This window comes from Micromonospora sp. RB23 (assembly GCF_053585025.1).
In genome coordinates, this window is record NZ_CM132111.1 from 5865135 (window position 1) to 5890711 (window position 25577).

Here is a 25577-nt window from a genome sequence, read left to right on the forward strand (position 1 = left end):
CCGGAGCCGGGCGGGCTCCCCCGGAAACCCGAAAGAGCAACCACGAACCCAAGGGCGACCAGCGAAAGCCCCAAGGGCGACCACGGACGAGCCGTCAGGCAGCCGGCCAGTCCTGGGAGGCCAGACGCGGCGAGACCGCCCCCGGAGGGGCGGCCTCGAGCCAGGAGAGGAAACCGGTCACGGTCGATCGCGCCATGGCGATCTCCACCGGTGCGTGGTGACTGGTACAGCGGAGGATCACCCAGTCGGCCGGCATGGAGAGCCGTTCCTGCCCTTCGGGCAACCGACGGCGCTCGACCGCGAGACCCTTGCGGGACAGGACCCGCTTGGGGCGGAGCGCGAAGCTGAACATCCGGTACCAGCGCAGTTCGTCACCGGCGAACCGGCCGAAGCCTGGTGACCAGCCGCGCCCGTCGAGCATGGTGGTCACCCGGACGCTGAGCCGGATGATGCCACCGCTGCGGGTGACGACGGCCCGCCGGACGAAGAGTACGAGAAGCGCGACGAGAATGACGGCGACGCCGATCCCGATCCCTTCGACGATCTCCATCCCCGGTGTGGCTCAGCGGCTCTGCGCGGAAACCGGGGTAGCGCTCTCGGCCAGCACGGTGACGCCCTGGGCGCTCACCGAGAGGAAGCCGCCGGCCACCTCGTACGCGACCTGCTCTCCACCGGCCAGCTTGATGCGGACCTGGCCGGGCTCGGCGAGCTGGCCGAGCAGCGGCGCGTGACCCGGCAGGACACCGAGCTCACCCTCGGTGGTCCGGGCGACGACCATCTCGGCCTCACCGGACCAGACCTTCTCCTCGACGGCGACGAGCTCGACGTGAAGCTGCTGTGCCACGCTGTCTCCTTGCTGCGGCGACGGATTGCCGAAAGTCTAGTCGTGCCGCCGCGCCGCCCCCAACGCGGGTGGCGAGAGCTGCGCCACGACTACTTGGTCTTGTTCTGGAATTCCGGGTGCTCGAGCAGGAACGGGTCCAGTTGTTCATTGTGCAGGGCGGTGAAGAAGTCCGGGACACCTGCCTGGAACTGCTCACCCTTGTAGCTCTTGCCCTCGAAGACCGGACCGCCCGGCAGCTTGATCATCTGGATGGTGTTCGGGCGGATGTCCTTCAGGGCGAGCCCGAAGTCGACCACGCTGTTGCCCCGACCGTTGAAGATCAGCGACTGGCCGGCGGCGCGGAGCACCTTGTCCAGCTTGATCGGGTTGGCCACGACGTCGGCGCTGAACGCCTGACCGACCATCGCCTTGACGAACTGCTGCTGGTGGCGCTGCCGGCCGTAGTCGGCGTCCGGGACACCGTTCTTCGGGTAGCGCTGCCGGACGTAGTCCAGGGCCTGCCATCCCTTGAGGTGATGGTTGCCCTTCTTGTAGATCGCCTGGGGGCCGATGTAGCCCTCACCGTGCGGGTTGCCCGGCCGGGGCTTGCCGTCGGGCTGCTTGTGCTCGGACTTCACGTCCCGCTCGACGTACATGTCGACGCCACCCATCGCGTCGACGATCTTCTGAAAACCGGTGAAGTTGATGATCGCGCCGGCGTCGAACCGCTTGATGCCGGTCACGTTCTGCACCGTGCTGGCCAGCAGCTCGAAGCCGCGCGCCGCGTCCGGGTTCCCGCCGCCCGGCACCCGGCTGCCGAACGACATGGCGGCGTTGATCTTCGTGGTCTCGCCACCGAAGTTCGCCTTCTTGAACGCCGGGATGTCGACGTAGAGGTCGCGGGGCAACGAGAAGAGGTAGGCGCGGTCCATCGACGCCGGTACGTGCAACACCATGATCGAGTCGGCCAACGGCGCGGCCGTCGGCGTACGCGGGTCGATGCCGACCAGCAGGAGGTTGAGCGGACCCTTGATGTCGCTCTTCTTCTCCTTGGCGCCCGCCGCCTGGTCACCGAAGAGGTCGGCCTTACCGACGGCACCCTCGTAGCGGGCCATCAGCACCTCGGTGCCGACGAGCACGCCGCCGCTGAGCATGGTCAGCACCAGGCCGAACACGGTGCACACCTTGGCCCAGCGTGGCACGCCCCGCCACATGGACGGCTTGCGGCCCTTCTTGCCGGCCTTACCCACGCTCATCTCCGTTCGCTACGCCCACGCTGAGGAGACGGGCTCACGTCGTCGAAAGGTTGCACTCGCCGCGCCCGTGAAGGTGAGCGCGGACCGACCGTATCTCGTGTACCGCCCGAGCGACGACCACGAGTAACGGACCGCGACGATGGTAAGACGCGAAGATGAACAAAAGACTGCCCCGACATTGCCGGGGCAGTCTTTTGCGGTACGGATGTGAAGAGGGCCGTCAGGCCTTCATCAGCTCCTCAGCCTTCTTCTCGAGGTCCTCAAGACCGCCGCACATGAAGAAGGCCTGCTCGGGGAAGTGATCGTACTCACCCTCGCTGATCTTGCGGAACGCCTCGATGGTCTCCTTGATCGGAACCGTCGAGCCCGGCACGCCGGTGAACTGCTCCGCCGCGTAGGTGTTCTGCGACAGGAAGCGCTCGATCCGCCGGGCCCGGGCCACGGTGATCTTGTCTTCCTCAGAAAGCTCCTCGATACCGAGGATGGCGATGATGTCCTGCAGGTCCTTGTAGCGCTGCAGGATCCGCTTCACCTCGGTGGCGACCTGGAAGTGCTCCTGGCCGACGAACTCCGGGGCGAGGATCCGGGACGAGGACGCCAGCGGGTCCACGGCCGGGTAGATGCCCTTGTCGGAGATCGACCGCTCCAGGTTGGTGGTCGCGTCCAGGTGGGCGAACGTGGTGGCCGGGGCGGGGTCGGTGTAGTCGTCCGCCGGCACGTAGATCGCCTGCATCGAGGTGATGGCCTGGCCCCGGACGGAGGTGATCCGCTCCTGGAGCTCGCCCATCTCGTCGGCCAGGGTCGGCTGGTAACCCACGGCGCTCGGCATACGGCCGAGCAGGGTGGAGACCTCGGAACCGGCCTGGGTGAAGCGGAAGATGTTGTCGATGAAGAGCAGCACCTCCTGCTTCTTCACGTCGCGGAAGTACTCCGCCATGGTGAGCGCGGAGAGCGCCACCCGCAGACGGGTGCCCGGCGGCTCGTCCATCTGGCCGTAGACCAGCGCGGTCTTGTCGATGACGCCGGACTCGGTCATCTCGGCGATGAGGTCGTTGCCCTCACGGGTGCGCTCACCCACGCCGGCGAACACCGAGGTACCACCGAAGTTGCGGGCGACACGGGTGATCATCTCCTGGATGAGCACCGTCTTGCCCACGCCCGCGCCGCCGAACAGGCCGATCTTGCCACCCTTGACGTACGGGGCGAGGAGGTCGATCACCTTGATGCCGGTCTCCAGCATCTCGGTCTTCGGCTCCAGGTCGGCGAAGGCCGGCGCCTTGCGGTGGATGCCCCACCGGTCGTCGGCGTCGATGGTCTCGCCCTCGGTGAGGTTGAGGCACTCGCCGATCGCGTTGAACACGTGGCCCTTGACCGCGTCGCCCACCGGAACGGAGATCGGTCCGCCGGAGTCACGAACCTCCGCGCCGCGGACCAGACCGTCGGTCGGCTGCATCGAGATGGCGCGGACCAGGTTGTCACCCAGGTGCTGGGCGACCTCCAGGGTCAGCGTCTTCTCACCGCCGGACAGGCTGACGTTCACGTTCAGGGCGTTGAACAGGGCCGGCATCGCGTCGCGCGGGAACTCGGCGTCGACGACCGGGCCGATGACCCGGACCACGCGACCCGTGGCCGTCTTGGTCTCTACTGGGGCAGTCATCACACTTCACTTCCCGACGCGGCCAGCGCGTTCGCGCCGCCGACGATCTCGCTGATCTCCTGGGTGATCCCGGCCTGGCGGGCCGAGTTCATCTCACGCGTGTACTTCTCGATCATCTCTTCGGCGTTGTCGGTGGCGCTCTTCATCGCCCGCCGCCGCGCCGCCGACTCACTCGCCGCCGACTCGATCAACGCCGCGTAGATCCGCGTGTTGATGTACCTCGGCAGGAGCGCGTCGAGCAGCGCCTCCGCCTCCGGCTCGAACTCGTACGCCGGCAGTAGCCCCTCGGAGCGCGGCCGGTCTTCCACCTGCATCGGGCCGACGATCTTGGTGACCGGCGTCTGCGTCATCAGCGAGTGGAACTCGGTGTAGACGATGTGCAACTCGTCGACGCCGAGCACGCCGTCCGCACCGGCACCACCGTCGACGTCGTCCGCGCCGGCGGTGAACGCCTTGATCAGCGTCTCACCCACCGTGCGGGCGTCCTCGAACGACGGCTGCTCGCTGAAGCCCGTCCAGTTCGCCTCGATCGGCCGGTTGCGGAACCGGTAGAACCCGACGCCCTTACGCCCGATGACGTAGAGCACCGGCTCCTTGCCGTCCGCCTTGAGCCGCGCGATCAGCGACTCGGCCATCCTGATCGCGTTGGAGCTGTAACCGCCGGCCAGGCCACGGTCGCTGGTGACCAACAGGACGCCCGCCCGCCGCACCCGCTCGCGCGGGGTGAGCAGCGGGTGGTCGATCCGCGCGTTGGACGCCAGCGCCGTGAGCACGCCGGTGATGGCCTCGGCGTACGGCAGGGACGCCTGCACCCGGGCCTGGGCCTTGGCGATCCGGCTCGTCGCCACGAGCTCCATCGCCTTGGTGATCTTCTTCATCGACTTCGCCGAGCGGATCCGTTGACGAAGAACGCGAACCTGGGCCGCCATCAGATCAGCTCTCGGCCGGGCGGTCGGTCGCGCCGTCGCGGAAGCGGGTCACCGTCTCGCGGTTCTGCTCGCCCTCGAGCGGAGCGGCCGGCGCGTCGTTCACCGTGCGCTCGTCCTCCTTGTTGAGGAAGACCTGCTTGAACTCGGCGACCGCCGTGTCGAGCGCGTTGGTGATGTCGTCGTTCCACTGGTTGTCACCGATGGACGCGAGGACACCCTCGTGCTTGTGCCGCAGGTACTGGAGGAACTCCGCCTCGAAGCGCCGGACCTCACCCACCGGGACGTCGTCCAGCTTGCCCTCGGTGCCGGCCCAGACGGAGACGACCTCCTCCTGCACCGGGTACGGCGAGTAGTTCGGCTGCTTGAGCAGCTCGACCAGCCGGACACCACGGTTGAGCTGGTTCTGCGAGGCCCGGTCCAGGTCGGAGGCGAAGGCGGCGAACGCCTCCAGCTCGCGGTACTGGGCCAGGTTGAGCCGCAGCGAACCGGAGACCTTCTTCATCGGCTTCACCTGCGCGGCGCCACCCACCCGGGAGACCGAGGTGCCGACGTTGATCGCCGGACGGACGCCCTGGTTGAATAGGTCGGTCTCCAGGAAGATCTGGCCGTCGGTGATCGAGATGACGTTGGTCGGGATGAAGGCCGAGATGTCGTTGGCCTTCGTCTCGATGATGGGCAGACCGGTCATCGAGCCGCCACCCAGCTCGTCGGAGAGCTTCGCGCAGCGCTCCAGCAGACGGGAGTGCAGGTAGAAGACGTCACCCGGGTACGCCTCACGGCCCGGCGGGCGACGCAGCAGCAGCGACACGGCCCGGTACGCCTCGGCCTGCTTGCTCAGGTCGTCGAAGACGATCAGGACGTGCTTGCCGCCGTACATCCAGTGCTGTCCGATGGACGAGCCGGTGTACGGGGCCAGGTACTTGAAGCCGGCCGGGTCGGACGCCGGGGACGCCACGATGGTGGTGTACTCCATCGCGCCCGCCTCCTCCAGCTGCCCCTTGATCGAGGCGATGGTGGAGGCCTTCTGGCCGATGGCGACGTAGATGCAGCGGACCTGCTTCTTCGGGTCGCCGGTGCGCCAGTTGTCCCGCTGGTTGAGGATCGCGTCCAGGGCGACGGTGGTCTTGCCGGTCTTGCGGTCACCGATGATCAGCTGACGCTGGCCGCGGCCGATCGGCGTCATCGCGTCGATGGCCTTGATGCCGGTCTGCAGCGGCTCGGACACCGACTGCCGGGCCATCACGTTCGGAGCCTGCAGCTCCAGCTCGCGGTAACCCTCCTCGGCGATGTCGCCGAGGCCGTCGATCGGCTGGCCGAGCGCGTTGACGACGCGACCGAGGAAGGCGTCGCCGACCGGCACGGAGAGCACCCGGTCGGTGCGCTTGACGCGCTGCCCCTCCTCGAGCTTGGCGGAGTCACCGAGGACGACGACACCGATCTCCCGGACGTCGAGGTTCAACGCCACGCCGAGCGTGCCGTCCTCGAACTCCAGGAGCTCGTTGGTCTTGGTCGAGGGCAGGCCCTCGACGTGGGCGATGCCGTCGCCGGTGTCGGCGACGGTGCCGACCTCCTCGCGGGAGACGTCGGACGAGTAGGAGGAGACGTAGCGCTCCAGCGCGCCGCGGATCTCCTCCGTCGAGATGGTCAGCTCGGCCATCCTCTGCTTCCTTAAAGTTCAGGGGCCCGGGATACCTAGTACCAACCGGTCCGAATGGCGTCTGTCAATCCGGGCGCTGGGCGGCGGAGCCGCCCTGGTGCTGGACGGCGAGCCGTTCAGCGCTTCGCGAGCGCGTTGCGGGTCTCGTTGAGGCGGCGCAGGATGGTGCCGTCGTACAGGTCGGAACCGACCCGGACGCTCACGCCACCGAGAACGGCGGGGTCGACCGTCTGCTTGACGGACACCTCTCGACCGTATATCGCGGCGAGGCTGGCACCCAGTCGACGCTCGTCCTCGTCACTCAACGGGGCCGCGACGGTCACGTACGCCACCTGCCGGTCACGCCGGTCGGCGGCCAGTTCGACCAGCCGGGTGAGCGCCCCGGTGAAGGAACGCCCGCCGAACCCGGCGAGCGCCGCCTCGACGAGGCCGACGGTGACCGGACGGGCCTTGCCGGCGAGCAGCTCGCGGGCCAGGGTGGCCCGCTGCTCGACCGGGGCGACCGGGTCGGCGAGCGCGTTGCTCAGCGCCGACTGACCGGACACGACCTGGCCGAAGCGGAACAGCTCGTCCTCGACCTCGCCCAGCTCGCCGGCGGAGTCGGCGCTGGCCAGCAGCGCCTCCACGCCGAGGCGCTCGGTGCCGTCGAGCAACTCCGACGGCGCCGACCAGCGACCCGAGACAAGCGTGACGAGCAGGTCGAGCGCGTCCGCGCCGATCCGCCCACCCAGCATGTCGCCGAGCAGCGCGCCGCGGTCCTCCCCGGAACGGGCCGGGTCGGAGAGCGCCCGACGCAGCCGCGGCTCACGCCGCAGCACGGCCGCCACGGAGAGGATGGCGTCGGCGGTGGCGGCCACCGCCGACGGCTCCGCGCCGCGGACGTACGCGTCGAGGCGCTCGGCCGCGACCTTGTACGACTCCCGGCTGGCGGCCTGCATCAGCGGGCCCCCGTGCTCTCGAGACCGCTCAGGAACCGGTCGACGGTGCCCTTGCGCCGCGCCTCGTCGGCAAGCGACTCGCCGACGATCTTGCTGGCCAGGTCCACCGCGATGGTGCCGACCTCCGCGCGCAGCTCGCGCACGATGGTGGCCCGTTCGGCGGCGAGCGCGTCCTTGCCGGCCTGGATGACCCGGTCGGACTCCTCGCGCGCCTTGGCGAGGATGTCCTGGCGGATCCCCTCGGCGTCGGCCCGCGCGTCGTCACGGATCTTGGCGGCGTCGGTCCGCGCCTCGGCGAGCTGGGCGCGGTACTGCTCGAGCAGCTGGTTCGCCTCGGCCTGGGCGGCCTCGGCGCGCTTGATGCCGCCCTCGATCGCGTCGACCCGAGCCTGGAACGTCTGTTCCATGCGCGGGAAGACGAACTTCATCAGCACGAAGCAGAGCACGGCGAAGGCGACCGTGCCGACCACGATCTCCTCCCAGATCGGGATGATCGGGTTGTGGCCTGACTCACCACCCTCAGCGGCGAGGAAGAACATGGATGACCTCCCGGTCTAAGGGCGGGATCAGCCGGCCCAGATGAAGCCGAAGGCGATGCCGAACAGGGCGAGCGCCTCGATGACGGCGAAGCCGATCCAGACGTACGGCAGGGTCATCCGGGACGACTCGGGCTGCCGGGCGGTCGACTGGATGTAGGCGGCGAAGACCAGGCCAACGCCGATGCCCGGGCCGATGGCGGCGAGACCGTAGCCGATGGCAGCGGTGCTACCGGTTACCTCGGCGAGAACGCTAGCGTCCATTGGTGTGGTTCCTCCTGGTTATCACGCGTGACTCTCACGCGGGACGACAACGGTTGGTGCGTGGATCAGTGCTCTTCGGCGAGAGCGCCCTGGATGTAGCTGGCGCTCAGCACCGTGAAGACGTAGGCCTGCAGAACGATGACCAGCGCTTCGAGAAGGGTCAGCGCCACGGTCATCACCCAGGAGACCACCGACACCGGCGCCAACCAGGCGTTGGCGTTGAGCATCGCGAAGCCGCCGAGCGTGAAGACCAGCAGGAGCATGTGGCCGGCGAACATGTTCGCGAAGAGACGAACGGCCAGAGAGAACGGCCGGATGACGAAGGTCGAGAACGCCTCGATCGGGATCAGCAGCGGCAGGATGTACCAGGGTGCCGGCGGGATCAGGGCGTGCTTGAAGTACTTGCCGAAGCCGTGGTGCCGGATGCCGATGTAGTTGAACAGCACGTAGCTGATCACCGCGAGGATCGCCGGGAAGGCGATGTGCGAGTTCGGCGAGATCTGGAAGACCGGGATGATCGCGAACGCGTTCGTCAGCAGCACGAAGCAGAACAGCGTGGTGAAGTACGGCGCGAACCGCACGCCCGCATGCCCGATCATGTCGACCGCGATGTTGTTGCGCACGAAGCCGTAGATCGACTCGGCGAACCACTGCTTCTTGGTCGGCACCAGCTTCGGGTTCCGGTAGGTCGCCAGGAAGAAAATGATCAGAACGCCGACCGCGATCCAGATCATCAACGTGAACTTGGTGAACCAGTAGGAGTTCTCCGCACCCCAGGGCAGGATGCTGGGCAGGTAGAAGTCCTCCTTGCTAGGTGGGAATTCTGCCTGGCCCGCTGCCAGGACGTTCGCCTGTCCGAACACCGCGTCCCTTCCTAAGTAGGCGTGCCGAGTCGGCGGATGACCAGGATGACTCCCCCAGCCATGCCGAGCACGAAGCCGATCCCGGTGGCGATGCCACCGGTGTCGAGCCACTGGTCGACCAGCCAGCCGATGAAACCCCACACGAGCATGCCTCCGACGAGGTAGCTGAGCGCGGTCCAACCCTGACCGGCACCGGACGGATAGTCGTCCGGTTGACCGGCGGGACGGGGGGTTTGGTCATCAGCCATGACGGGGCGAACGATATCAGCCGGGAAGACGAGGCTGTGCCTCACCCCCCGCACAACCGTCGTTGTGTGGGCATCTCGGGGCTCGCGTCGTCTGTGGGCACGCTACTCCCCTTCCGCCCGTCGGAAAATGACCGGTGGCCGACACATTGCCGCGCGTCCGAAACGTGGGACACCTGGCTCGGTGACCAGGTCAGCCGGAACGGCGGGCGTGCACCGTGGTCAGCCACCAGAGATGCGCCGCCGTCCACACTGCCACCCCGGCGACGATGCCGAGGCAGAGCGGGATCAACCCCGCCCAACCGGTCGACGCCACCGCCACCAGGACGACACCCAACAGGGTGAACTTCAGCACGTACAGCCCCACGCCGAGCGGCAGCAGCAACTGCGGGTTGACCTGGTCGGCCCGTGCCAGCACCACGGTCGTGAGGGTGTAACTGAGCACCGTCACGCCCACCCCGGCCGCCGCGCCGAGCGCGGCCGGCACGCCGCCGGTCACCCCACCCACCACGGCCGCGACCACGGCCAGCGCCGCCGACGCGGCCAGCAGCACCGGCAGGTGCCGCAGCCGCCACCGTCCGTCGGTCGTGGGTTCGACCACCCCGGGCTCAGCCACGGGGGTACGCCGGGAAAGCCGCCGCCAACTCGGCCACCTCGGCGCCGATCGTGCTCAGCGCGTCGGCGCCACCCGGTTCACCCGGGTTCGTACGGACCGCGCGGGCGATCAGGGCGGCCACCTGCCGCAGCTCACCCTCCCGCATGCCCTGGGTCGTGACGCTCGGCGTGCCCACCCGGATACCCGAGGCCACCAGCGGCGGCTGCGGGTCGTACGGGATGGCGTTCTTGTTCAGCGTGATCGAGGCGGCGTCGCAGCGGGCCTCGGCCTCCGCGCCGGTCACCCCCAGCTCCCGCAGGTCGATCAGGGCGAGGTGGGTGTCGGTGCCACCGGACACCGGGCGCATTCCCTCGTCGGCCAGCCCGGCGGCGAGCGCCTGCGCGTTGCTGACCACCTGCCGGGCGTACGTCTGGAACTCCGGCTGGGCCGCCTCGCGCAGCGCGACCGCCTTGGCCGCGACCGCGTGCATCAGCGGGCCGCCCTGGGTGAACGGGAAGACCGCCTTGTCGATCCGCTGGGCCAGCGACTCGCGGCACAGGATCATGCCGCCCCGGGGACCGCGCAGCACCTTGTGGGTGGTGGCGCAGACGACGTCGGCGTACGGCACCGGCGACGGGATCGCCCGACCGGCCACCAGACCGATGAAGTGCGCGGCGTCCACCATCAGGTACGCCCCGACCTCGTCGGCGATCTCCCGGAACCGCGCGAAGTCGATCAGTCGGGGGTACGCGGTGGCCCCGCAGATGATCAGCTTGGGCCGGTGCGCGCGGGCCAGGTCGCGTACCTCGTCGTAGTCGATCAGCTCGGTGTCCGGCCGGACCGGGTAGCCCACCGGGTGGAACCACTTGCCGGAGAAGTTCACCCGGCTGCCGTGGGTGAGGTGCCCGCCGTGCGGCAGGTCCATCGCCAGCACCGTGTCCCCCGGCTGCACCAGCGCGGCGTACGCGGCCAGGTTGGCGCTCGCCCCGGAGTGCGGCTGGAGGTTGGCGTGCTCGGCCCCGAACAGCTCCTTCGCCCGGGCGATGCCGATCTCCTCGGCCCGGTCCACCTCGGCGCAGCCGCCGTAGTAGCGCCGACCCGGGTAGCCCTCGGCGTACTTGTTGGTCAACGTCGAGCCGAGCGCGGCCAGCACGGCCGGCGAGGTCAGGTTCTCGCTCGCGATCAGTTGCAGGCCACCCCGCAACCGGTCCAGCTCGCCGAGGACCACCCCGGCGATCTCCGGATCGGTGGCCCTGAGCTGGGCGAAATCCGGCCCCCAGAAGGTGCTCGTCTCGGTCTCCACAGCGAACGAGTCTAGGGCCTGTCACATCAGGGCGGCCGAGGCTCAGGGCGGCCGAGCCGAGGCGGAGCCCGGGCGGCGATCCGGCAAGGCGCGGTGGCGTACGGAATCCGGCGTTGTATCCGGACGTGACCGCAACGCCGCCGGGCGTCGCCCGGGCCCGCCGCAGGCCGGCCAGTTCTCGTGCGACGGGCCCTCGGGGGCCGCACACTGAGAGCCGTGAGATGCCTCGTCACCGGAGCCACCGGATACATCGGCGGGCGGCTGACGCCGCTGCTGCTCGCCGACGGGCACACCGTGCGCTGCCTCGCACGTAAGGCCGTACGCCTGCGCGACGTGCCGTGGGCGTCGGCGGCCGAGATCGTCGAGGGCGACCTGAGCCGGCCGGAGACGCTGCCCGCCGTGTTCGCCGACGTGGACGTCGCGTACTTCCTGGTGCACTCGCTCGGCCGGGAGGACTTCGAGGCGGCCGACCGGGCGGCGGCGACGAACTTCGCGGCGGCGGCCCGCGCGGCCGGCGTACGCCGGATCGTCTATCTCGGCGGTCCGGAGCCGGCGGCCGACGCCGAGGTCCCGTCGCCGCACCTGCGGTCCCGGGCCGAGGTGGGCCGCATCCTGCTGGCCAGCGGCGTGCCCACGGCGGTGTTGCGCGCCGCGGTGATCATCGGGTCCGGCTCGGCCTCGTTCGAGATGCTGCGCTACCTGACCGAGCGGCTGCCCGCCATGGTCACGCCCCGGTGGGTCCGCAACCGGATCCAGCCGATCGCGGTCCGCGACGTGCTGCGCTACCTGGCCGGTTGCGCCACCCTGCCGCCCGAGGTCAACCGCGGTTTCGACATCGGCGGACCGGACGTGCTGACCTTCCGCGACATGATGCAGCGCTACGCCCGGGTGGCCGGGCTGCGGCGACGGGTCATCCTGCCGGTCCGGCCGCTCACGCCGTCGCTCTCGTCGCACTGGGTCGGCCTCATCACCCCGGTACCCAACAAGATCGCCCGCCCACTGGTGGAGAGCCTGATCCACGAGGCCGTGGCCCACGAACACGACATCGCCCGGTACGTGCCCGACCCGCCGGAGGGCCTCACCGGCTTCGACGAGGCGGTGCGGTTGGCGCTGGCCAAGGTGCGCGACGCCCAGGTGGAGACGCGCTGGTCCACGGCGAGCGGCCCGGACGCGCCCGCCGAGCCGCTGCCCAGCGACCCGGACTGGTCCGGCGGCACGGTGTACACGGACGTGCGCGAACGGGCGGTGGACGCGTCGCCGGCGGCGCTCTGGCGGGTCATCGAGGGCGTGGGCGGCGAGCACGGCTGGTACTCGTTCCCCCTCGCCTGGTCGGTACGCGGCTGGCTGGACCGGCTGGTCGGCGGTGTGGGGCTGCGGCGGGGCCGACGCGACCCGCACCGCCTCCAGGTCGGCGAGGCGCTCGACTTCTGGCGGGTCGAGGAGATCGTTCCGGGCGAGCTGTTGCGGCTGCGGGCGGAGATGCGGCTGCCCGGCCGCGCCTGGTTGGAGATGCGGGCGCTGCCGGACGAGAACGGCCACAGCCGCTACCAGCAACGTGCCGTCTTCCTCCCCCGCGGACTGGCCGGCCACGCCTACTGGGGCTCGGTGACCCCGTTCCACGCGGTCATCTTCGGCGGCATGGCCCGCAACATAGCCCGCAACGCCGAACAAACCCCCTAACCCCCGAACCCCTCCCCCACCGCCCCCGCCCACCCACTCGCGCACGCCCACCCGCTCGCGCACGCCCACCCGCTCGCGCACGCCACCCGCTCGCGCACGCCACCCGCTCGCGCACGCCCACCCGCTCGCGTCGATCATGGAGTTGTGGTGCTCCGCGAAAGGGGCATCAGGACCCCTAACGCCCACCACAACTCCATGATCGACGGTGCCAGGGCGGAGCCAGGGCGGAGCGGGTGGGGTGGGTGGGGTGGGTGGGGTGGGTTAGTTGGTGGTGCGGGCGCCGGTTATTTGGAAGGCGGCGCGTTCGCTCGGCGGGACGAAGTCGCGTACCGGCTGGTTGCGGAGGGCGCTGGCGAGCACCGCGCCCACCCCGTTCACCATCCGGGCCTGCACGGCCTGACCGACCGCGTCGCGCGGGTCGTCGGGGTTGGCCGCCATCGAGGCGACCACCACCTGCGGGGTGAAGGCCACCACCGTCTCCGTCTCGTACCGCTCGGAACTGCCGGTCTTGCCGGCCACCGGACGGCCAAGCCGGGATCGCATGTCGGGCGCGGTGGCGCCGTCGCACCGCCCGTACATCGACTGGTCGCCCACCGGGCAGCGGGCCGCGTCCGCCGCCGCCCGGGCCACGTCGGTGTCGAGCACCTGCCGGCAGTCCGGCTTGGCGGCGTCCACCGGACGGCCGGTGGAGTCGTTGATCGAGACCACCGGCAGCGGCGCACACCACGTCCCCTCGGCGGCCACCGTGGCGTACGCCGAGGCCAGGTCCAGCGGGGTCGTCGCGGCGACGCCCAGGGTGAACGGGCCCCAGTCCTTCGCGCCGTAACGGGCCAGCCGCTCGTCGGAGTCGGCACGCAGCACGATGCCCAGTCGCTCGGCCATCTCGACCACCCGGTCGGCGCCGACCCGCTCGGTGAGCCAGGCGAAGTAGGTGTTCACCGACCGGCCGAACGCGGTCCACATCGTGCGGGGGCCGTCCATCGCCGAGGGGCTGGCGTTCGCCGGGCACCAGCGACCGTCACAGCTACCCGAACCGGTCGCCGGGAAGCGGGTGAGCAGTTGCGTCGGCGCCGTGAACTCGGTCGACAACGGCATGCCGGACTCCAGCGCGGCCAGCATGGTGAAAAGCTTGAACGTCGAACCGGCCTGGTACCCGTCGATGGCCCCACCCCCGGCCACGAGCTGGTTGACCGTGTTCGGGTGGTTCTTCTGCCCGACCGGGTTGTCCTCGACGCTGTAGTTGCGGTTCACCGACATCGCCAGCACCCGGCCGGTGCCGGGCTGCACCACGGCGGTGGGTACCGCCCGGGCCTCGGTGGGCCGGTAGATGCGCAGGACCTGCTCGGTGGTGGCCTGCTGCACGGCCGGGTCCAGCGACGAGACGATGGAGAACCCGCCCCGGCGCAACGTGCGCTGCCGCTCGTCGGCGCTCGAACCGAACGCCGACTGGCTGCTCCACCAGCGGGTGAACCAGTCGCAGAAGAAACCCCAGTCGGTGTGTCCCTCGGGCACGCCCGTGCAGTCGTTCGGCGTCTCGCTGGGCCGCAGCTGCAACGGCTCGGCCCGCGCCGCCGCAGCCGCGTCGGCCGGGACCTGACCCGTCTCGACGAGGCGTTCCAGCACGTACGCCCGTCGGCGCAGGGCGCTGTCGGCGTCCCCGTTGATCGGATCGTCACTGTCCGGCGACCGGACCAGACCGGCCAACAGCGCGGCCTGGGGCAGGGTCAACTCCGCGGGCGAGACCGAGAAGTAGCGCTTGCTGGCCGCCCCGATCCCGTACGCCCCGGCGCCGAAGTACGCGATGTTGAGGTAGCGGGTGAGGATGTCCTCCTTGCTCAACTCCCGCTCCAACGCCAGCGCGTACCGCATCTCCTGGAGTTTGCGGGCGGTGGTGATCTCGGTGGCCGCCTGGCGCTGCCGCTCGGTGAGCCGAGGGTCGCTGCTGAGCACGTTGCGGACGTACTGCATGGTCAGGGTGGAGGCGCCCTGCCGGGTCGCGCCGTCGCGCTTGTTCACCGTGAGGGCGCGCACCACACCGCGCAGGTCGACCCCGCTGTGCTGGTAGAACCGGACGTCCTCGGCGGCCACGATGGCCTGGCGCATCACCGGGGCGACCTCGTGCAGCGGGACGTCCACCCGGTCCTCCTGGTAGAAGGAGGTGATCAGGGTGGTGCCGTCGTTGGCGTAGAGGTTGGAGCGTTGCGCCGTGGGCGGCGTACGGAGCGTGTTGGGCAGCTCCGAGTACGGCGTGGAGAGGGCCCTGAAGCCGATCCCGAAGACCAGTGCGGCGGGCAGCGCGGCCCCGGCCAGCACCAGCCCGGCCAGCACGCCGGCGATCACCACGGTCAGCAGTTTGTCGAGTCGGGCCCGGATCATCAGCTCTCCCCGCAGGAGCCGGTCACGCTAGGACCCGTTCAGAATGACCCGGAACACCCCTTTCGCCCCTGGTTTTCCCCAAACCCGGAGGAAACTCGCACGGCGCTCAGGGCAGCAGCGTGGCCGCCAGCGGGTGGACCGTCTCCTCGATCTCGTCCGCGACCCGGGTGAAGCACTGGTCGCCGCGACCCCACGGATCGTCGAGATCGTCGGTGGGCAGCGCCGAGGCGCCCAGCCGTTTGTCGTGCGCCGCCGTCACCAGGGCCACACCCCGCGCATACACCGCCTCCGGGGTCGCCTCGGCCGCCGGCAGCGCGGCGACGTCCACCGCGCCCAGCAGCCGGCCGAACTCACCCAGCACGAAGGTGCGGGCCGCCGCGTCCGGGCGGAGCGCCACCACGTACTCCTGCTGGTCGGCCGTGGCCGTCAGGACCAGGTCGGCGGCGTCGATGTGGTCCGAGCGCAGCTTGCGCGCCGCGAACCCGTCGACGTCACCGCCACGGTCCAGGACCTGCCGTGCCGCCGGCGGGTTCATCTCCTCACCCGCGTGCCAGCCGCCGGTGCCCGCGCTGTGGCTGTACAGCAACTCCTCGGCGCTGGCCGGAGCCTCCGAACGCCGCGCCAACCGCTCCCGCACCGCGAGGGTGAGCAACCGCTCGGCCATGGGCGAGCGGCAGATGTTGCCCATGCAGACGTGCAGGACGGTGAACGGGGGCACTCAGGCCCCCTGGACGTCGAGGAGATCCGGAACGACGTCGCGCAGCTTCTCCAACGGGATCGCGCCGGCCCGCAGCAACTGCGGCACCTCGCCGGTCAGGTCCACGATCGTGCTCGGCACCGGATCGGGACAAGGCCCGGCCTCCAGGTAGGCCCGTACCGAGTAGCTGAGCTGGTCGCGCGCCTCCTCGGCGGTCACCGCCGCCGGCTGGCCCGTCTTGTTGGCCGACGAGACCGCCATCGGGCCGGTCTCGCGCAGCACCTCCAGCGCCACCGGGTGCAGCGGCATCCGTACCGCCACGGTGCCGGTCTTGTCGCCCAGGTCCCACTGCAGGCTCGGCGAGTGCTCGACCACGATCGTCAGCGCGCCCGGCCAGAACGCCTCCACCAGGTCCCGCGCTGCCGAGGGCAGCGAGAAGACCAGGCCGTCCAGGGTGTGCCGCGAGCCGATCAGCACCGGCGGCGGCATCTGCCGACCCCGCCCCTTCGCGTCCAGCAGTGCCTTGACCGCGTACGGCGTGAACGCGTCCGCGCCGATCCCGTAGACGGTGTCCGTCGGGAGGACCACCAGCTCGCCGTTCTTGACCGCCTCGATGGCCGCGGCGATACCGCGGTCCCGATCGGCGGGCGATCGGCAGTCGTAGAGCATCACGGGGAGTCAGTCTGCCACGCCGGCCCGGGCACGGTGTGCTGGCCGTCCGCCCGTCGGGACGCGGTGGCGTAGCGGGGGCGGCCGGTGAGGTCCGGATGCTCCGCGACGGCGTCGAAGCGGCCGTCGAGGGCGAGCAGCTCCGGCACCGCCTCGCCGTGGGTGTCGTCGTGCTCGACCCCGATCACACCGCCGGGTCGCAGGAGCGCCGCCGCCCGGTCGATCACCGGCCGGATCACCGCCAGCCCGTCGGCGCCCCCGAAGACGGCCTCCGCCGGATCGTGCGCGGCCACCTCGGGCGGCACCACCACGTCCACCGGCACGTACGGCGGGTTGCAGAGCAGCACGTCGACCCGACCCACCAGGTCGGCGAGCAGGTCGGGCGCGGTCACGTCGGCCTCGACCACCTCGATCGGCCGGTCCCCCGCCGCCGCCCGCTCGGCCGCGTTGCGGCGCAGCCACGCCAGCGCCGCCGCCGACCGTTCCACCGCGACCACCCGCGCCCCGGGCAGCTCCTGCGCCACCGCCAACGCGATCGCGCCGGTGCCGCTGCACAGGTCCACCACCAGCGGCTCGGGCCTGCCCCGTCCCTGCTCGACACCCCATCCGGCCAGCAGTTCCGTCTCCGGGCGGGGCACGAAGACGCCCGGACCGACCGCCAGCTCCAGGTGCCGGAAACCCGCCCGACCGGTCAGGTGCTGCAACGGCTCCCGGCCGGCGCGACGCCCGACCAGCTCGTCGAGCCGGGCCACCTGGGCGTCGTCCAGGTCGTCGGCGAGCGCCAGTCGACCTCGGGGCACGTCCAGCACGTACGCCGCCAGTAACTCGGCCTCCACCCGGGCCGGGCCCACCCCGGCCTCCGCGAGCGCACGGGCCGCCCGGGCAACCGCGGCGGACGGACGGGTACGGCCTGTCCCTTCGGAGGGGTGTTGCGGCAGAGTGGTCACACGATAATCATGAGGCGTCGCGGGCGACGCCATGAACGGGTGCGTCGAGGCGCACACGACGGGAGGTTGTGGGTGGGCTGGCTCGACCGGGTCCATGACCAGGTTGACACTCTCTCGCACGCCCGCGCTTTGCAGGAAGCAAGTCGCTCCGCGGAGTCGTACACCCTCCTGGAACGTGTGATCCGCACCACGTCGGACCCGGCCGCCCGCGCGGACGCCATGGTCCAGCGCCTCTCCGCGTTGATCAACCTCGGTCGGACGGCGGAGTTCACCCGGGCCATCGAGGAGGCGTCGGCGGCCGTCCGCGACCTCGCCGAGCCCTACCTGCACGGGCACCTCAACGCGCTGGCCGCGCTCGCCGCCCACCACCAGGGCGCGCTGGACCGCTGCGTCACCCACCTCGTCAAGGCGGCCCGGGCCCTGAACGCCGTGGACGACCCGGACCGGGACACCGCCTGGGGCTGGCACGACCTGGCGATGGCCTACAGCTACCTCAGCTTCCACGGGTACGCCCTGGGCGCGATCGAACGCGCACGGCAACTCGGGTTGACCGCCGGGATACCGGAGGAGACGTTCGCCGCGCCGGGCATCCGGCTGCGCAACGCCGTGGCGCTGGACCACAACGGCGACAGCGACGGTTGCCTGCGCGTACTGCGGGACGTGGCGGCCGATCTGGCCCAGTTCGTCCACAGCGGGCGGGCCGGTCGACTCCGTCCCAGCAGCCTCGCCGCGTACGGCTATTCGGCGGCGCGGCAGGCCGCCCTCGGCGACACGCTGGACCCGATCGGCGACGCCGTCCCGTCCCGGCTGCTCACCCACGGGGGCGACAGCGCCCGTGCCCGGGACCTGCGGCAACTCGGCATGGTCTGCCTGGCCGTCGCGGACGGTCGGCCCATCGAGGCGGTCACCCGGCTGGACACCATCCGGGTGTCCACCGAGACGCTCGGTGCGGCCGAGCCGGCCCGACTGCGCAGCATCGCGCTGGCCCGCGCCGGCGACCATCCGGCGGCCCACCGGGCGGACCGGTTGGCCTTCCGGCTGGCCGCCCAGCGCAACGACCGGCTGCGCGACGTCTACATCGACGGCATCGCCGCCCGGATCGACCACGAGGAGATGCGTCGGGAGGCGGCGCGGTACGAGGGTGAGGCGTTGACCGACCCGCTCACCGGGTTGCCCAACCGGCGGCGCCTGGAGCGGTACATCACCGCCGTCGTCACCCGCGGCGAGCGGGTCGTCATCGGCGTCTGCGACCTGGACGGCTTCAAGGCGGTCAACACCCGACACGGCCACCACTCCGGCGACCTGGTGCTGCAACGCATCGCCGGGGTGATCAACCGGGTGATGCGCCGGGGGGACTTCGTGGCCCGCTACGGCGGCGACGAGTTCGTCGTGGTGCTTCCGGACACGGGCATGACCGAGGCCGCCGAGGTGGCCCGCCGGATCGAGACGGCGGTCCGCAACGAGGACTGGGAGACGCTGGTGCCGGGCACCCCGGTCGGCGTGAGCATCGGCTTCGCCGAGGTCTCCGGTGGTAGCGGGCTGCGCGACGCGCTCAGCGTCGCCTTCGAGCAGGCCGACCGGGAGATGCTGCGCGCCAAAACCCGTCCCCGCGCAAGCTGACCCCCAAGCTGGCGTCGATCAAGGACTTGTGGTGCCCCGCAAAAGGCTCACAACGGGATGACCCACCCACCAGAACCCCATGATCGACCGGGACAGGGCGGGCGGGGCGGGGCGGGGGGTTAGCGGCGGGTCAGTTCCGTGTCGCCGGCCAGGCGGGCGGCGCGGTCGGCCTCGGCCAGGGCGTCCAGGACGCCGTCCAGGTCACCGGCGAGCGCCAGGTCCAGGTTGTACGCGGTGTAGCCGATCCGGTGGTCGGTGATCCGGTTCTGCGGGAAGTTGTAGGTGCGGATGCGCTCCGAGCGGTCCACGGTGCGTACCTGGGCCTTGCGGGCGTCCGAGGCGGCGGCGTCGGCCTGCTCCTGGGCGGCGGCGAGCAGGCGGGCCCGCAGGATCCGCATCGCCTGCTCCCGGTTCTGCAACTGGGACTTCTCGTTCTGGCACGACACGACGATGCCGGTCGGTACGTGCGTGATCCGGACCGCCGAGTCGGTCGTGTTCACCGACTGGCCGCCCGGACCGGACGAGCGGAACACGTCGATGCGCAGGTCGTTCTGGTCGATGGTGACGTCGACGTCCTCGGCCTCCGGCAGCACCAGCACGCCGGCCGCGCTGGTGTGGATCCGGCCCTGCGACTCGGTGACCGGGACGCGCTGCACCCGGTGCACGCCGCCCTCCCACTTGAGCCGCGACCAGACGCCGTTCCCGCCGTCCGGCACACCCTTGGTCTTGATCGACAGCGAGACGTCCTTGACCCCACCGAGGTCGGAATCCTGGGCGTCGATCACCTCGGTGACCCAGCCGTGCCGCTCGGCGTAGCGGGTGTACATCCGCAGCAGGTCGCCGGCGAACAGCGCCGACTCCTCCCCGCCCTCACCGGCCTTGATCTCGACGATCACGTCCTTGGCGTCGTGCGGGTCACGCGGGATGAGCAGCTCGGCGAGGCGCTCCTCCAGGGTCGGCAGGGACGCCGCGATCGAGTCCGCCTCGGCCGCGAACGACGGGTCCTCGTCGGCCAGCTCACGGGCCGCGGCCAGGTCGGCGCGGGCCTGCTCCAGCTCATCGGCGGCCTTGTGCAGCGGCACCAGCTCGGCGTACCGGCGACCCACCCGACGCGCGGTGTTCTGGTCGGCGTGGATGGCCGGATCGGCCAACCGCTTCTCCAGCTCCGCGTACTCGTCGAGGAGTCCGGCCAGACGCTCGCTGCTCATGCTGCGGATGCTCCTTCGACGATGCGGCACCGGGAGGGCCCGAGGGTGTTGACGGGCAGAACGCGGACGGCGCCCGTGTCCGGTGAAAACCGGACACGGGCGCCGAACGGGGAGTTACTTGGCCTTCTTGGCCTGAACCTTGGCGTACTTCTGCTGGAACTTCGCGACCCGACCGGCGGTGTCGAGAACGCGCTGCTTACCGGTGTAGAACGGGTGGCAGGCGCTGCAGGTCTCGACGTGGATCGCGCCGCCCTTGGCGGTGCTGCGGGTCGTGAACGTGTTACCGCAGGAGCAGCTGACCTCGGTGGTCGTGTACTCCGGGTGGATGTTTGCCTTCATCTCGCCTCGGTCCTCTCGTTGGTGGTCGCCGGGTCGCCGTCATCGCTCGTCGCGCCGTACGCGACGGGCTCGGGCGTGAACCGGAACCGGTGTGGCCGATTGACCAGTGTGCCATGGGCCGGAGCCGACCCGGTAAGCGGGCCGCACACCTCGTCCGGCATCGTCAACACAGGTCTCCCTGTCCGCATTCCCGCCGGCCGGCGGGGCATTCGTCGGGCCAACGGGGCGACTTGTGAGGCGTCGGGGTGGAACGACGAAGGGGCACGGCCGTCCTGGCCGTGCCCCTTCGCGTCACCCGGGGAGGGTCACTCCCCCGGCGTCGACTTCGCGATCTGCATCAGGAACTCGATGTTGGTGCGGGACTGCTTGAGGCGGTCCAGCAGCAGGTCCATCGCCGCCTGCGAGTCCAGCGAGTGCAGCACCTTGCGGAGCTTGTGGATGATGGCCAGCTCCTCGGGCGCGAGCAGGACCTCTTCCTTACGGGTGCCGGACGGGTTGATGTCGATGGCCGGGAAGGTCCGCTTGTCGGCGATCTTCCGGTCCAGCTTCAGCTCCGCGTTACCGGTGCCCTTGAACTCCTCGAAGATGACCGTGTCCGCCATGGAACCGGTCTCCACCAGCGCCGTGGCGATGATGGTCAGCGAGCCGCCGTTCTCGATGTTGCGGGCCGCGCCGAGGAAGCGCTTCGGCGGGTAGAGCGCGGTGGAGTCGATACCACCCGACATGATCCGGCCGCTGGCCGGCGCCGCCAGGTTGTACGACCGACCGAGCCGGGTCACCGAGTCGAGCAGCACGACGACGTCGTGCCCCAGCTCGACCAGGCGCTTGGCCCGCTCGATGGCCAGCTCCGCCACCGTGGTGTGGTCCTGCGGCGGACGGTCGAACGTGGCCGCGATGACCTCGCCCTTGATCGACCGCTGCATGTCGGTGACCTCTTCGGGCCGCTCGTCGACCAGCACCACCATAAGGTGGCACTCCGGGTTGTTGCGGGTGATCGCGTTGGCGATCGCCTGCAGCACCATCGTCTTACCCGCCTTCGGCGGGGACTGGATGAGCGCCCGCTGGCCCTTGCCGATCGGCATGACCAGGTCGATGACCCGGGTGGTCAGGATGTGCGGCTCGGTCTCCAGCCGCAGGCGCTCCTGCGGGTAGAGCGGCGTGAGCTTGTAGAACTCGGGCCGACGCCGCGCCTCCTCCGGCTCCATCCCGTTGATCGTGTCCAGCCGCATCAGCGGGTTGTACTTGTCCCGCCGCTGGTCGCCGCTGTTGCCGCCCTCGCGGGCCGCCCGCACGGCGCCGGTGATCGCGTCACCGCGACGCAGGCCGTACTTCTTGATCTGCGACATCGAGACGTACACGTCGTTCGGGCCGGCCAGGTAACCGGTCGTCCGCACGAAGGCGTAGTTGTCGAGGACGTCGATGATGCCGGCCACGGGGACGAGCACCTCGTCCTCGCCAACCTGCGGCTCACGGCCGCCGGTGTCCCCACCGGTGTCGCCGCGCTCGCCGCGGCCACGCCGACGGTCCCGGAAGCGGCTGCGCCGGCCCCGCCGGCCGCCGCCCTCGCCGTCCTCGTCGTCGTTGTCGCGCTCGACGCGCTGACCACGGTCGTTGCGGTCGGCGCGCTCCGAACGGTCGTTCCGGTCGGCACGCTCGTTACGGTCGCCCCGCTCGGCACGCTCGCCCCGGTCGTTGCGCTCGGCACGCTCACCACGCTCGGAGCGCTCGCCCCGGTCGTTGCGCTCGCCCCGGTCACCCCGGTCGGCACGCTCGGCCCGGTCGTTGCGGTCGGCCCGGTCGTTGCGGTCGCCCCGCTCGGCACGCTCGCCCCGCTCGGCACGCTCGCCCCGGTCGGCACGCTCGCCCCGCTCGGCACGCTCGCCCCGGTCGGAGCGGTCGTTGCGCTCGGCACGGTCGCGGCGGTTCTCGCCACGCTCGGTCCGCTCGCCGCCCTCGACCTCGTCGGTGCGGGCCTCGGCGCCACGGGGCTCAGAGGTGCCAGCCTCGGAGGTACGGGCCTCCGCCGCGGCGGTCCGGCTGCGCCGCGAACGACCGCGGCTCTCGGTCTCGGTGGCCGGCTCGGCCGGCGCCTGCTCGGTGCTGCGACCCTCGGCCGCCGGGCGGTCCACGGTCTCCCGCACCTCCTCACGGGCCGGAGCGGCCGCCGCGGCGACCTCGGCCCGCGGTCGAGGGGTTCCGGCGGCGTTGCCGCCCTGCCGCTCGGAGATCGCGGCGATCAGCTCACCCTTACGCATGCGAGCAGTGCCGGAGATGCCGAGCGACGCAGCCAGGCTCTGCAGCTCTGGCAGCAGCATCGCCGACAGACCGGTACCGCTGCGCCGACGACGGGCGGGAGCGGCAGCGGTGGCATCGCCAGCGACGTTGGAAACATCCGACGTCACGTCGGTGGTGTCGCTCAATGGATTCCTTCCCTCGATAAGGCCGGGACTGCCCGGAGTCGGAGCTCAGGTGGCCGGGCGGCCTCGGTGCACCCGCCTCGCAAGGACGCGTCGCGGGAGTCTGTGACACAGCAGCCGGTGGTTTCCCGACCCACCAACGTCGGTGGGCAGGTCTCGCCGTCTGCGGCGACCTGTGGAAACTGCGGTGCGGCGTGGGCCTTGGCAGGGGTGACGGGCTGACCGCCGAGAGCTTCGGGGGTGCGCCGCCCCGCAGGAGATCGCGTGCTTCGCGGCTGTGCTAGGTCTAGAGCGTAATCAACTCTTCCGACCTGCGGCAACAGGGTCCCGCTCGGCGTGTCCAAGTCTACCCCGGGCGACCCGCGCGCCGCTGACGTCTATCGGTAACTTCCAGATCTGCCAGTCTGTTCCCGCGTCGAGGCCCGCTGGCGGCTCGCCGAACGCCAGCACACTGGGCCCGGCCCCGGAGACAACAGCCGCCACACCCGCCTCTCGCAACGCGCTGACCAGCGACGATGTGCCCGGCATCCCCGCCGCGCGGTAATCCTGGTGCAGCCGGTCGAGGGTGGCAGGCAACAACAGCGTCGGGTCCGAGGTGAGCGCGTGCACCAGCAACGCCGCCCGTCCCGCGGTCAACGCGGCGTCGGCGTGGGGCACGGTGGCCGGCAGAGCCGCCCGCGCGGTCGCGGTCAGGCCGCGCTCGGAGGGCACGAAAACCGTGGGTCGTACGGCGTCGGCGACCGGCAGGGACACCGCACGGGCGCCGCCCGTCTCGGTCCAGGCGAGCGTGAAGCCGCCGAGCAGGCACGGCGCGACATTGTCCGGGTGGCCCTCGATCTCGGCGGCCAGTCGGAGGACAGCCGGGTCGTCCAACCGTCGTTCGCCGTCGGCGACCAGGGCACGGGCCAGCAGGACCCCGGCGACGATGGCAGCCGACGACGAGCCGAGGCCACGCGCCTGCGGTATCCGGTTGACGCACTCGACACTCAGACCCGAGGGTTGCGCGCCGAGGACGTCGAACGTGGCACGCATGGCCCGCACCACCAGGTGCTGATCGTCGTCCGGCAGCTCGCCGGCGCCCTGACCGCTCACCGCGACCCGGACCCCGCCGGACGACACCTCGGCGGCCAGGTCGTCGTACAGCCCGAGGGCGAGCCCCAGCGCGTCGAAGCCCGGACCGAGATTGGCGCTCGTCGCGGGAACCCGGACCCGGACCGGCCCGGCGGTGAAGTTCGTCGGCACGCGCTCATGCTAGGCGTGCACACCGACGATCCGGCCGCGCGCCCGCACCATGGGACCGGCCGGGTCTCAACCCGCGGCGTCGGGGACCGGTTCGGCGGCCGGACCGGTCAGCGAGAGTCGGCGGGTGGCGATCCGCCAGCCGACCGCGTACACGACCGTGACCAGCCCGCAGCCGGCCAGCACCACCCGCTCGTCCACCACGTCCACGACCAGGGCGACCGCCAGTTGACTCACCGAGATGGCCAGCGTCGCGAGCATCATGTCGGTGGCGAACACGCGTCCGCGCAGCCGGTCCGGCACCTCGCCCTGAAGGGCGAAGTTCGACATCACCCAGTTGCTGCCGCCCGCGAAGTGCGCCACGAACACCAGCAGCAGCACCAGCGGGAACCAGCGCACCACCGATGCGCCCACATAGGACAATCCGTAGAGCGACATGGACAGCGCGAGCCCGGGCAGCAGCCAGGACCGGTTGGTCAACACCCGGCGCATCAGGATGGGCCCGACCAGCGCTCCCGCACCGCGTACCGCGAAGAGCAGACCCGCGCCCAGCGAACCGACCCCGTACACGCCGGCGAGCAGCGGAAACACGGTCAGCACCCCGTTGCCCAGGCCGACCGCCGACTTGACCGTGACCAGCGCCAGCACCCGGGGCCGGTGCCCGATGTAGCCGAGCGCCTCGCGGACCGCCGCCCAGGTCCGCTGCGCCGGCAACAACGGGTCGCGGGCGGCCTGCAACGGCCGACGGATCCGCGTGGCCAGGCCCGCGGCCAGCGCCAGGCCCGCCGCCGCCACCCAGAAGCAGGCGTACGGGCCGGCGGCCGAGCTGAGCACGCCACCCAGGGAGGCGCCCACGATCGTCATGGTGCCCCAGGCCGAGCCGGCAACGGCGTTACCGGCGGCCAGCTCGTGCGGCTCCAGGACGTTCGGCAGCGCGGCCTGGGCGGCGGGCGAGTAGAACGCCTTGGCGACCGCGACGACCCCGATCGCCACCAGCGCCAACCAGGCCGTGCCACGGTCGCGGACACCCAGCAGCAACAGCACACCGGCCAGCGCGGCCACGTTCGCGGCGATCATGATTTTGCGGCGGTCGAAGCGGTCGGCGATGGTGCCGGTGTACGGCAGCAGCAGCGCCACGATGCCGGTGTCCACCGCCAGCACCAGTGCGCCCCAGACGCCGCTCCCGGTCAGGTGCGGCAGCAGCACCAGCAGCGGCACCATGACGAACCAGTCGGCGCCGAAGACCACCAGCTCGGCGAGGAAGAGGTTGCGGAAGCTCCGATTACCGGTAAGGACCGAAAGGGTGGACGCCACGGACC

General features: G+C 70.9%; 24 protein-coding genes. 2 read left to right on the forward strand and 22 right to left on the reverse strand.

Features of this window, described 5'->3' with window-relative positions:
- Positions 1 to 94 precede the first annotated feature (94 nt).
- From ACTFTM_RS26650 to ACTFTM_RS26710, 13 genes are all read right to left on the reverse strand, one after another.
- Complete coding sequence (locus ACTFTM_RS26650; protein ID WP_422736650.1) at positions 95 to 550, reverse strand: DUF2550 domain-containing protein; 456 nt, start codon at positions 548 to 550, stop codon at positions 95 to 97.
- A gap of 12 nt (positions 551 to 562) precedes the next feature.
- Positions 563 to 844, reverse strand: coding sequence for a F0F1 ATP synthase subunit epsilon (locus ACTFTM_RS26655; protein WP_421472903.1), 282 nt, complete (start codon positions 842 to 844; stop codon positions 563 to 565).
- Between the two features lie 89 nt (positions 845 to 933).
- Positions 934 to 2079 carry an LCP family protein gene (locus ACTFTM_RS26660; RefSeq protein WP_449563152.1) on the reverse strand — a complete coding sequence of 382 codons (1146 nt, stop codon included), beginning with the start codon at positions 2077 to 2079 and terminating at the stop codon, positions 934 to 936.
- 220 nt (positions 2080 to 2299) lie between these two features.
- Positions 2300 to 3736: a F0F1 ATP synthase subunit beta gene (atpD, locus tag ACTFTM_RS26665; RefSeq protein ID WP_449563153.1), complete on the reverse strand. Its 1437-nt coding sequence runs from the start codon at positions 3734 to 3736 to the stop codon at positions 2300 to 2302.
- Entirely contained in the window at positions 3736 to 4665 is a 930-nt protein-coding gene (locus ACTFTM_RS26670; protein WP_433535457.1) for a F0F1 ATP synthase subunit gamma, read from the reverse strand. The genes atpD and ACTFTM_RS26670 overlap by 1 nt, the downstream gene beginning before the upstream one ends.
- 4 nt (positions 4666 to 4669) lie before the next feature.
- A complete protein-coding gene (atpA, locus tag ACTFTM_RS26675; protein ID WP_449563154.1) occupies positions 4670 to 6322 on the reverse strand; it encodes a F0F1 ATP synthase subunit alpha in 1653 nt (550 codons plus the stop codon).
- Between the two features lie 116 nt (positions 6323 to 6438).
- Positions 6439 to 7260, reverse strand: coding sequence for a F0F1 ATP synthase subunit delta (locus tag ACTFTM_RS26680; RefSeq protein WP_449563155.1), 822 nt, complete (start codon positions 7258 to 7260; stop codon positions 6439 to 6441).
- Positions 7260 to 7799: a F0F1 ATP synthase subunit B gene (locus tag ACTFTM_RS26685; RefSeq protein ID WP_449563156.1), complete on the reverse strand. Its 540-nt coding sequence runs from the start codon at positions 7797 to 7799 to the stop codon at positions 7260 to 7262. The genes ACTFTM_RS26680 and ACTFTM_RS26685 overlap by 1 nt, the downstream gene beginning before the upstream one ends.
- A 27-nt stretch (positions 7800 to 7826) precedes the next feature.
- Complete coding sequence (locus ACTFTM_RS26690; protein ID WP_091405890.1) at positions 7827 to 8060, reverse strand: ATP synthase F0 subunit C; 234 nt, start codon at positions 8058 to 8060, stop codon at positions 7827 to 7829.
- A 65-nt stretch (positions 8061 to 8125) separates the two neighbouring features.
- Positions 8126 to 8923, reverse strand: coding sequence for a F0F1 ATP synthase subunit A (gene atpB, locus ACTFTM_RS26695; RefSeq protein WP_449563157.1), 798 nt, complete (start codon positions 8921 to 8923; stop codon positions 8126 to 8128).
- An 11-nt stretch (positions 8924 to 8934) separates the two neighbouring features.
- The gene (locus ACTFTM_RS26700) at positions 8935 to 9171 is read right to left on the reverse strand and encodes an AtpZ/AtpI family protein (RefSeq protein ID WP_449563158.1); all 237 of its coding nucleotides are present in this window, start codon (positions 9169 to 9171) and stop codon (positions 8935 to 8937) included.
- Positions 9172 to 9361: 190 nt separating this feature from the next.
- A complete protein-coding gene (locus ACTFTM_RS26705; RefSeq protein WP_449563159.1) occupies positions 9362 to 9784 on the reverse strand; it encodes a hypothetical protein in 423 nt (140 codons plus the stop codon).
- On the reverse strand, positions 9777 to 11066 hold the full coding sequence (locus ACTFTM_RS26710) for a serine hydroxymethyltransferase (RefSeq protein WP_449563160.1): 1290 nt from the start codon (positions 11064 to 11066) through the stop codon (positions 9777 to 9779). Before ACTFTM_RS26710 ends, ACTFTM_RS26705 begins: the two co-directional genes overlap by 8 nt.
- A 216-nt stretch (positions 11067 to 11282) precedes the next feature.
- Here ACTFTM_RS26710 and ACTFTM_RS26715 point away from each other — a divergent pair, with 216 nt between their 5' ends.
- Complete coding sequence (locus tag ACTFTM_RS26715; RefSeq protein WP_449563161.1) at positions 11283 to 12746, forward strand: SDR family oxidoreductase; 1464 nt, start codon at positions 11283 to 11285, stop codon at positions 12744 to 12746.
- Between the two features lie 261 nt (positions 12747 to 13007).
- Here ACTFTM_RS26715 and ACTFTM_RS26720 read toward each other — a convergent pair whose 3' ends face one another.
- The 4 genes from ACTFTM_RS26720 to prmC form a co-directional block, all read right to left on the reverse strand.
- Positions 13008 to 15122 (reverse strand): transglycosylase domain-containing protein, encoded by a 2115-nt coding sequence (locus ACTFTM_RS26720; protein WP_449563162.1) that lies wholly within the window; start codon positions 15120 to 15122, stop codon positions 13008 to 13010.
- 106 nt (positions 15123 to 15228) lie between these two features.
- Positions 15229 to 15840 (reverse strand): arsenate reductase/protein-tyrosine-phosphatase family protein, encoded by a 612-nt coding sequence (locus ACTFTM_RS26725; RefSeq protein WP_449563163.1) that lies wholly within the window; start codon positions 15838 to 15840, stop codon positions 15229 to 15231.
- Positions 15841 to 16488 carry an L-threonylcarbamoyladenylate synthase gene (locus tag ACTFTM_RS26730; protein WP_393214160.1) on the reverse strand — a complete coding sequence of 216 codons (648 nt, stop codon included), beginning with the start codon at positions 16486 to 16488 and terminating at the stop codon, positions 15841 to 15843.
- The gene (prmC, locus tag ACTFTM_RS26735) at positions 16488 to 17435 is read right to left on the reverse strand and encodes a peptide chain release factor N(5)-glutamine methyltransferase (protein ID WP_449563164.1); all 948 of its coding nucleotides are present in this window, start codon (positions 17433 to 17435) and stop codon (positions 16488 to 16490) included. Before prmC ends, ACTFTM_RS26730 begins: the two co-directional genes overlap by 1 nt.
- Before the next feature lie 72 nt (positions 17436 to 17507).
- Between prmC and ACTFTM_RS26740 the strand changes: the two genes are divergently transcribed.
- Positions 17508 to 19055 carry a diguanylate cyclase domain-containing protein gene (locus ACTFTM_RS26740; protein ID WP_449563165.1) on the forward strand — a complete coding sequence of 516 codons (1548 nt, stop codon included), beginning with the start codon at positions 17508 to 17510 and terminating at the stop codon, positions 19053 to 19055.
- A gap of 119 nt (positions 19056 to 19174) precedes the next feature.
- Here the strand turns inward: ACTFTM_RS26740 and prfA are convergent, their stop codons facing one another.
- The 5 genes from prfA to ACTFTM_RS26765 form a co-directional block, all read right to left on the reverse strand.
- The gene (prfA, locus tag ACTFTM_RS26745) at positions 19175 to 20263 is read right to left on the reverse strand and encodes a peptide chain release factor 1 (protein ID WP_449563166.1); all 1089 of its coding nucleotides are present in this window, start codon (positions 20261 to 20263) and stop codon (positions 19175 to 19177) included.
- A 114-nt stretch (positions 20264 to 20377) separates the two neighbouring features.
- Entirely contained in the window at positions 20378 to 20602 is a 225-nt protein-coding gene (gene rpmE / locus ACTFTM_RS26750) for a 50S ribosomal protein L31 (protein WP_088987870.1), read from the reverse strand.
- Positions 20603 to 20907: 305 nt separating this feature from the next.
- Positions 20908 to 23022, reverse strand: a complete 2115-nt coding sequence (gene rho, locus ACTFTM_RS26755; RefSeq protein WP_449563167.1) for a transcription termination factor Rho — start codon at positions 23020 to 23022, stop codon at positions 20908 to 20910.
- 294 nt (positions 23023 to 23316) lie between these two features.
- A complete protein-coding gene (gene thrB, locus ACTFTM_RS26760; protein ID WP_449563168.1) occupies positions 23317 to 24261 on the reverse strand; it encodes a homoserine kinase in 945 nt (314 codons plus the stop codon).
- A gap of 66 nt (positions 24262 to 24327) precedes the next feature.
- Entirely contained in the window at positions 24328 to 25572 is a 1245-nt protein-coding gene (locus ACTFTM_RS26765; RefSeq protein WP_449563169.1) for an MFS transporter, read from the reverse strand.
- Between the last annotated feature and the right edge of the window lie 5 nt (positions 25573 to 25577).

Excerpts from the sequence above, each read along its gene's own strand:
- ACTFTM_RS26685 (WP_449563156.1), bottom strand. The coding sequence starts at position 7,799 with ATGTTCTTCCTCGCCGCTGAGGGTGGTGAGTCAGGCCACAACCCGATC.
- ACTFTM_RS26670 (WP_433535457.1), bottom strand. The coding sequence starts at position 4,665 with ATGGCGGCCCAGGTTCGCGTTCTTCGTCAACGGATCCGCTCGGCGAAG.
- prfA (WP_449563166.1), bottom strand. The coding sequence starts at position 20,263 with ATGAGCAGCGAGCGTCTGGCCGGACTCCTCGACGAGTACGCGGAGCTG.
- ACTFTM_RS26680 (WP_449563155.1), bottom strand. The coding sequence starts at position 7,260 with ATGCAGGCCGCCAGCCGGGAGTCGTACAAGGTCGCGGCCGAGCGCCTC.
- ACTFTM_RS26720 (WP_449563162.1), bottom strand. The coding sequence starts at position 15,122 with ATGATCCGGGCCCGACTCGACAAACTGCTGACCGTGGTGATCGCCGGC.
- rpmE (WP_088987870.1), bottom strand. The coding sequence starts at position 20,602 with ATGAAGGCAAACATCCACCCGGAGTACACGACCACCGAGGTCAGCTGC.
- atpD (WP_449563153.1), bottom strand. The coding sequence starts at position 3,736 with ATGACTGCCCCAGTAGAGACCAAGACGGCCACGGGTCGCGTGGTCCGG.
- ACTFTM_RS26650 (WP_422736650.1), bottom strand. The coding sequence starts at position 550 with ATGGAGATCGTCGAAGGGATCGGGATCGGCGTCGCCGTCATTCTCGTC.
- ACTFTM_RS26700 (WP_449563158.1), bottom strand. The coding sequence starts at position 9,171 with ATGGCTGATGACCAAACCCCCCGTCCCGCCGGTCAACCGGACGACTAT.
- ACTFTM_RS26660 (WP_449563152.1), bottom strand. The coding sequence starts at position 2,079 with ATGAGCGTGGGTAAGGCCGGCAAGAAGGGCCGCAAGCCGTCCATGTGG.
- atpA (WP_449563154.1), bottom strand. The coding sequence starts at position 6,322 with ATGGCCGAGCTGACCATCTCGACGGAGGAGATCCGCGGCGCGCTGGAG.
- ACTFTM_RS26730 (WP_393214160.1), bottom strand. The coding sequence starts at position 16,488 with ATGCTCTACGACTGCCGATCGCCCGCCGATCGGGACCGCGGTATCGCC.
- ACTFTM_RS26690 (WP_091405890.1), bottom strand. The coding sequence starts at position 8,060 with ATGGACGCTAGCGTTCTCGCCGAGGTAACCGGTAGCACCGCTGCCATC.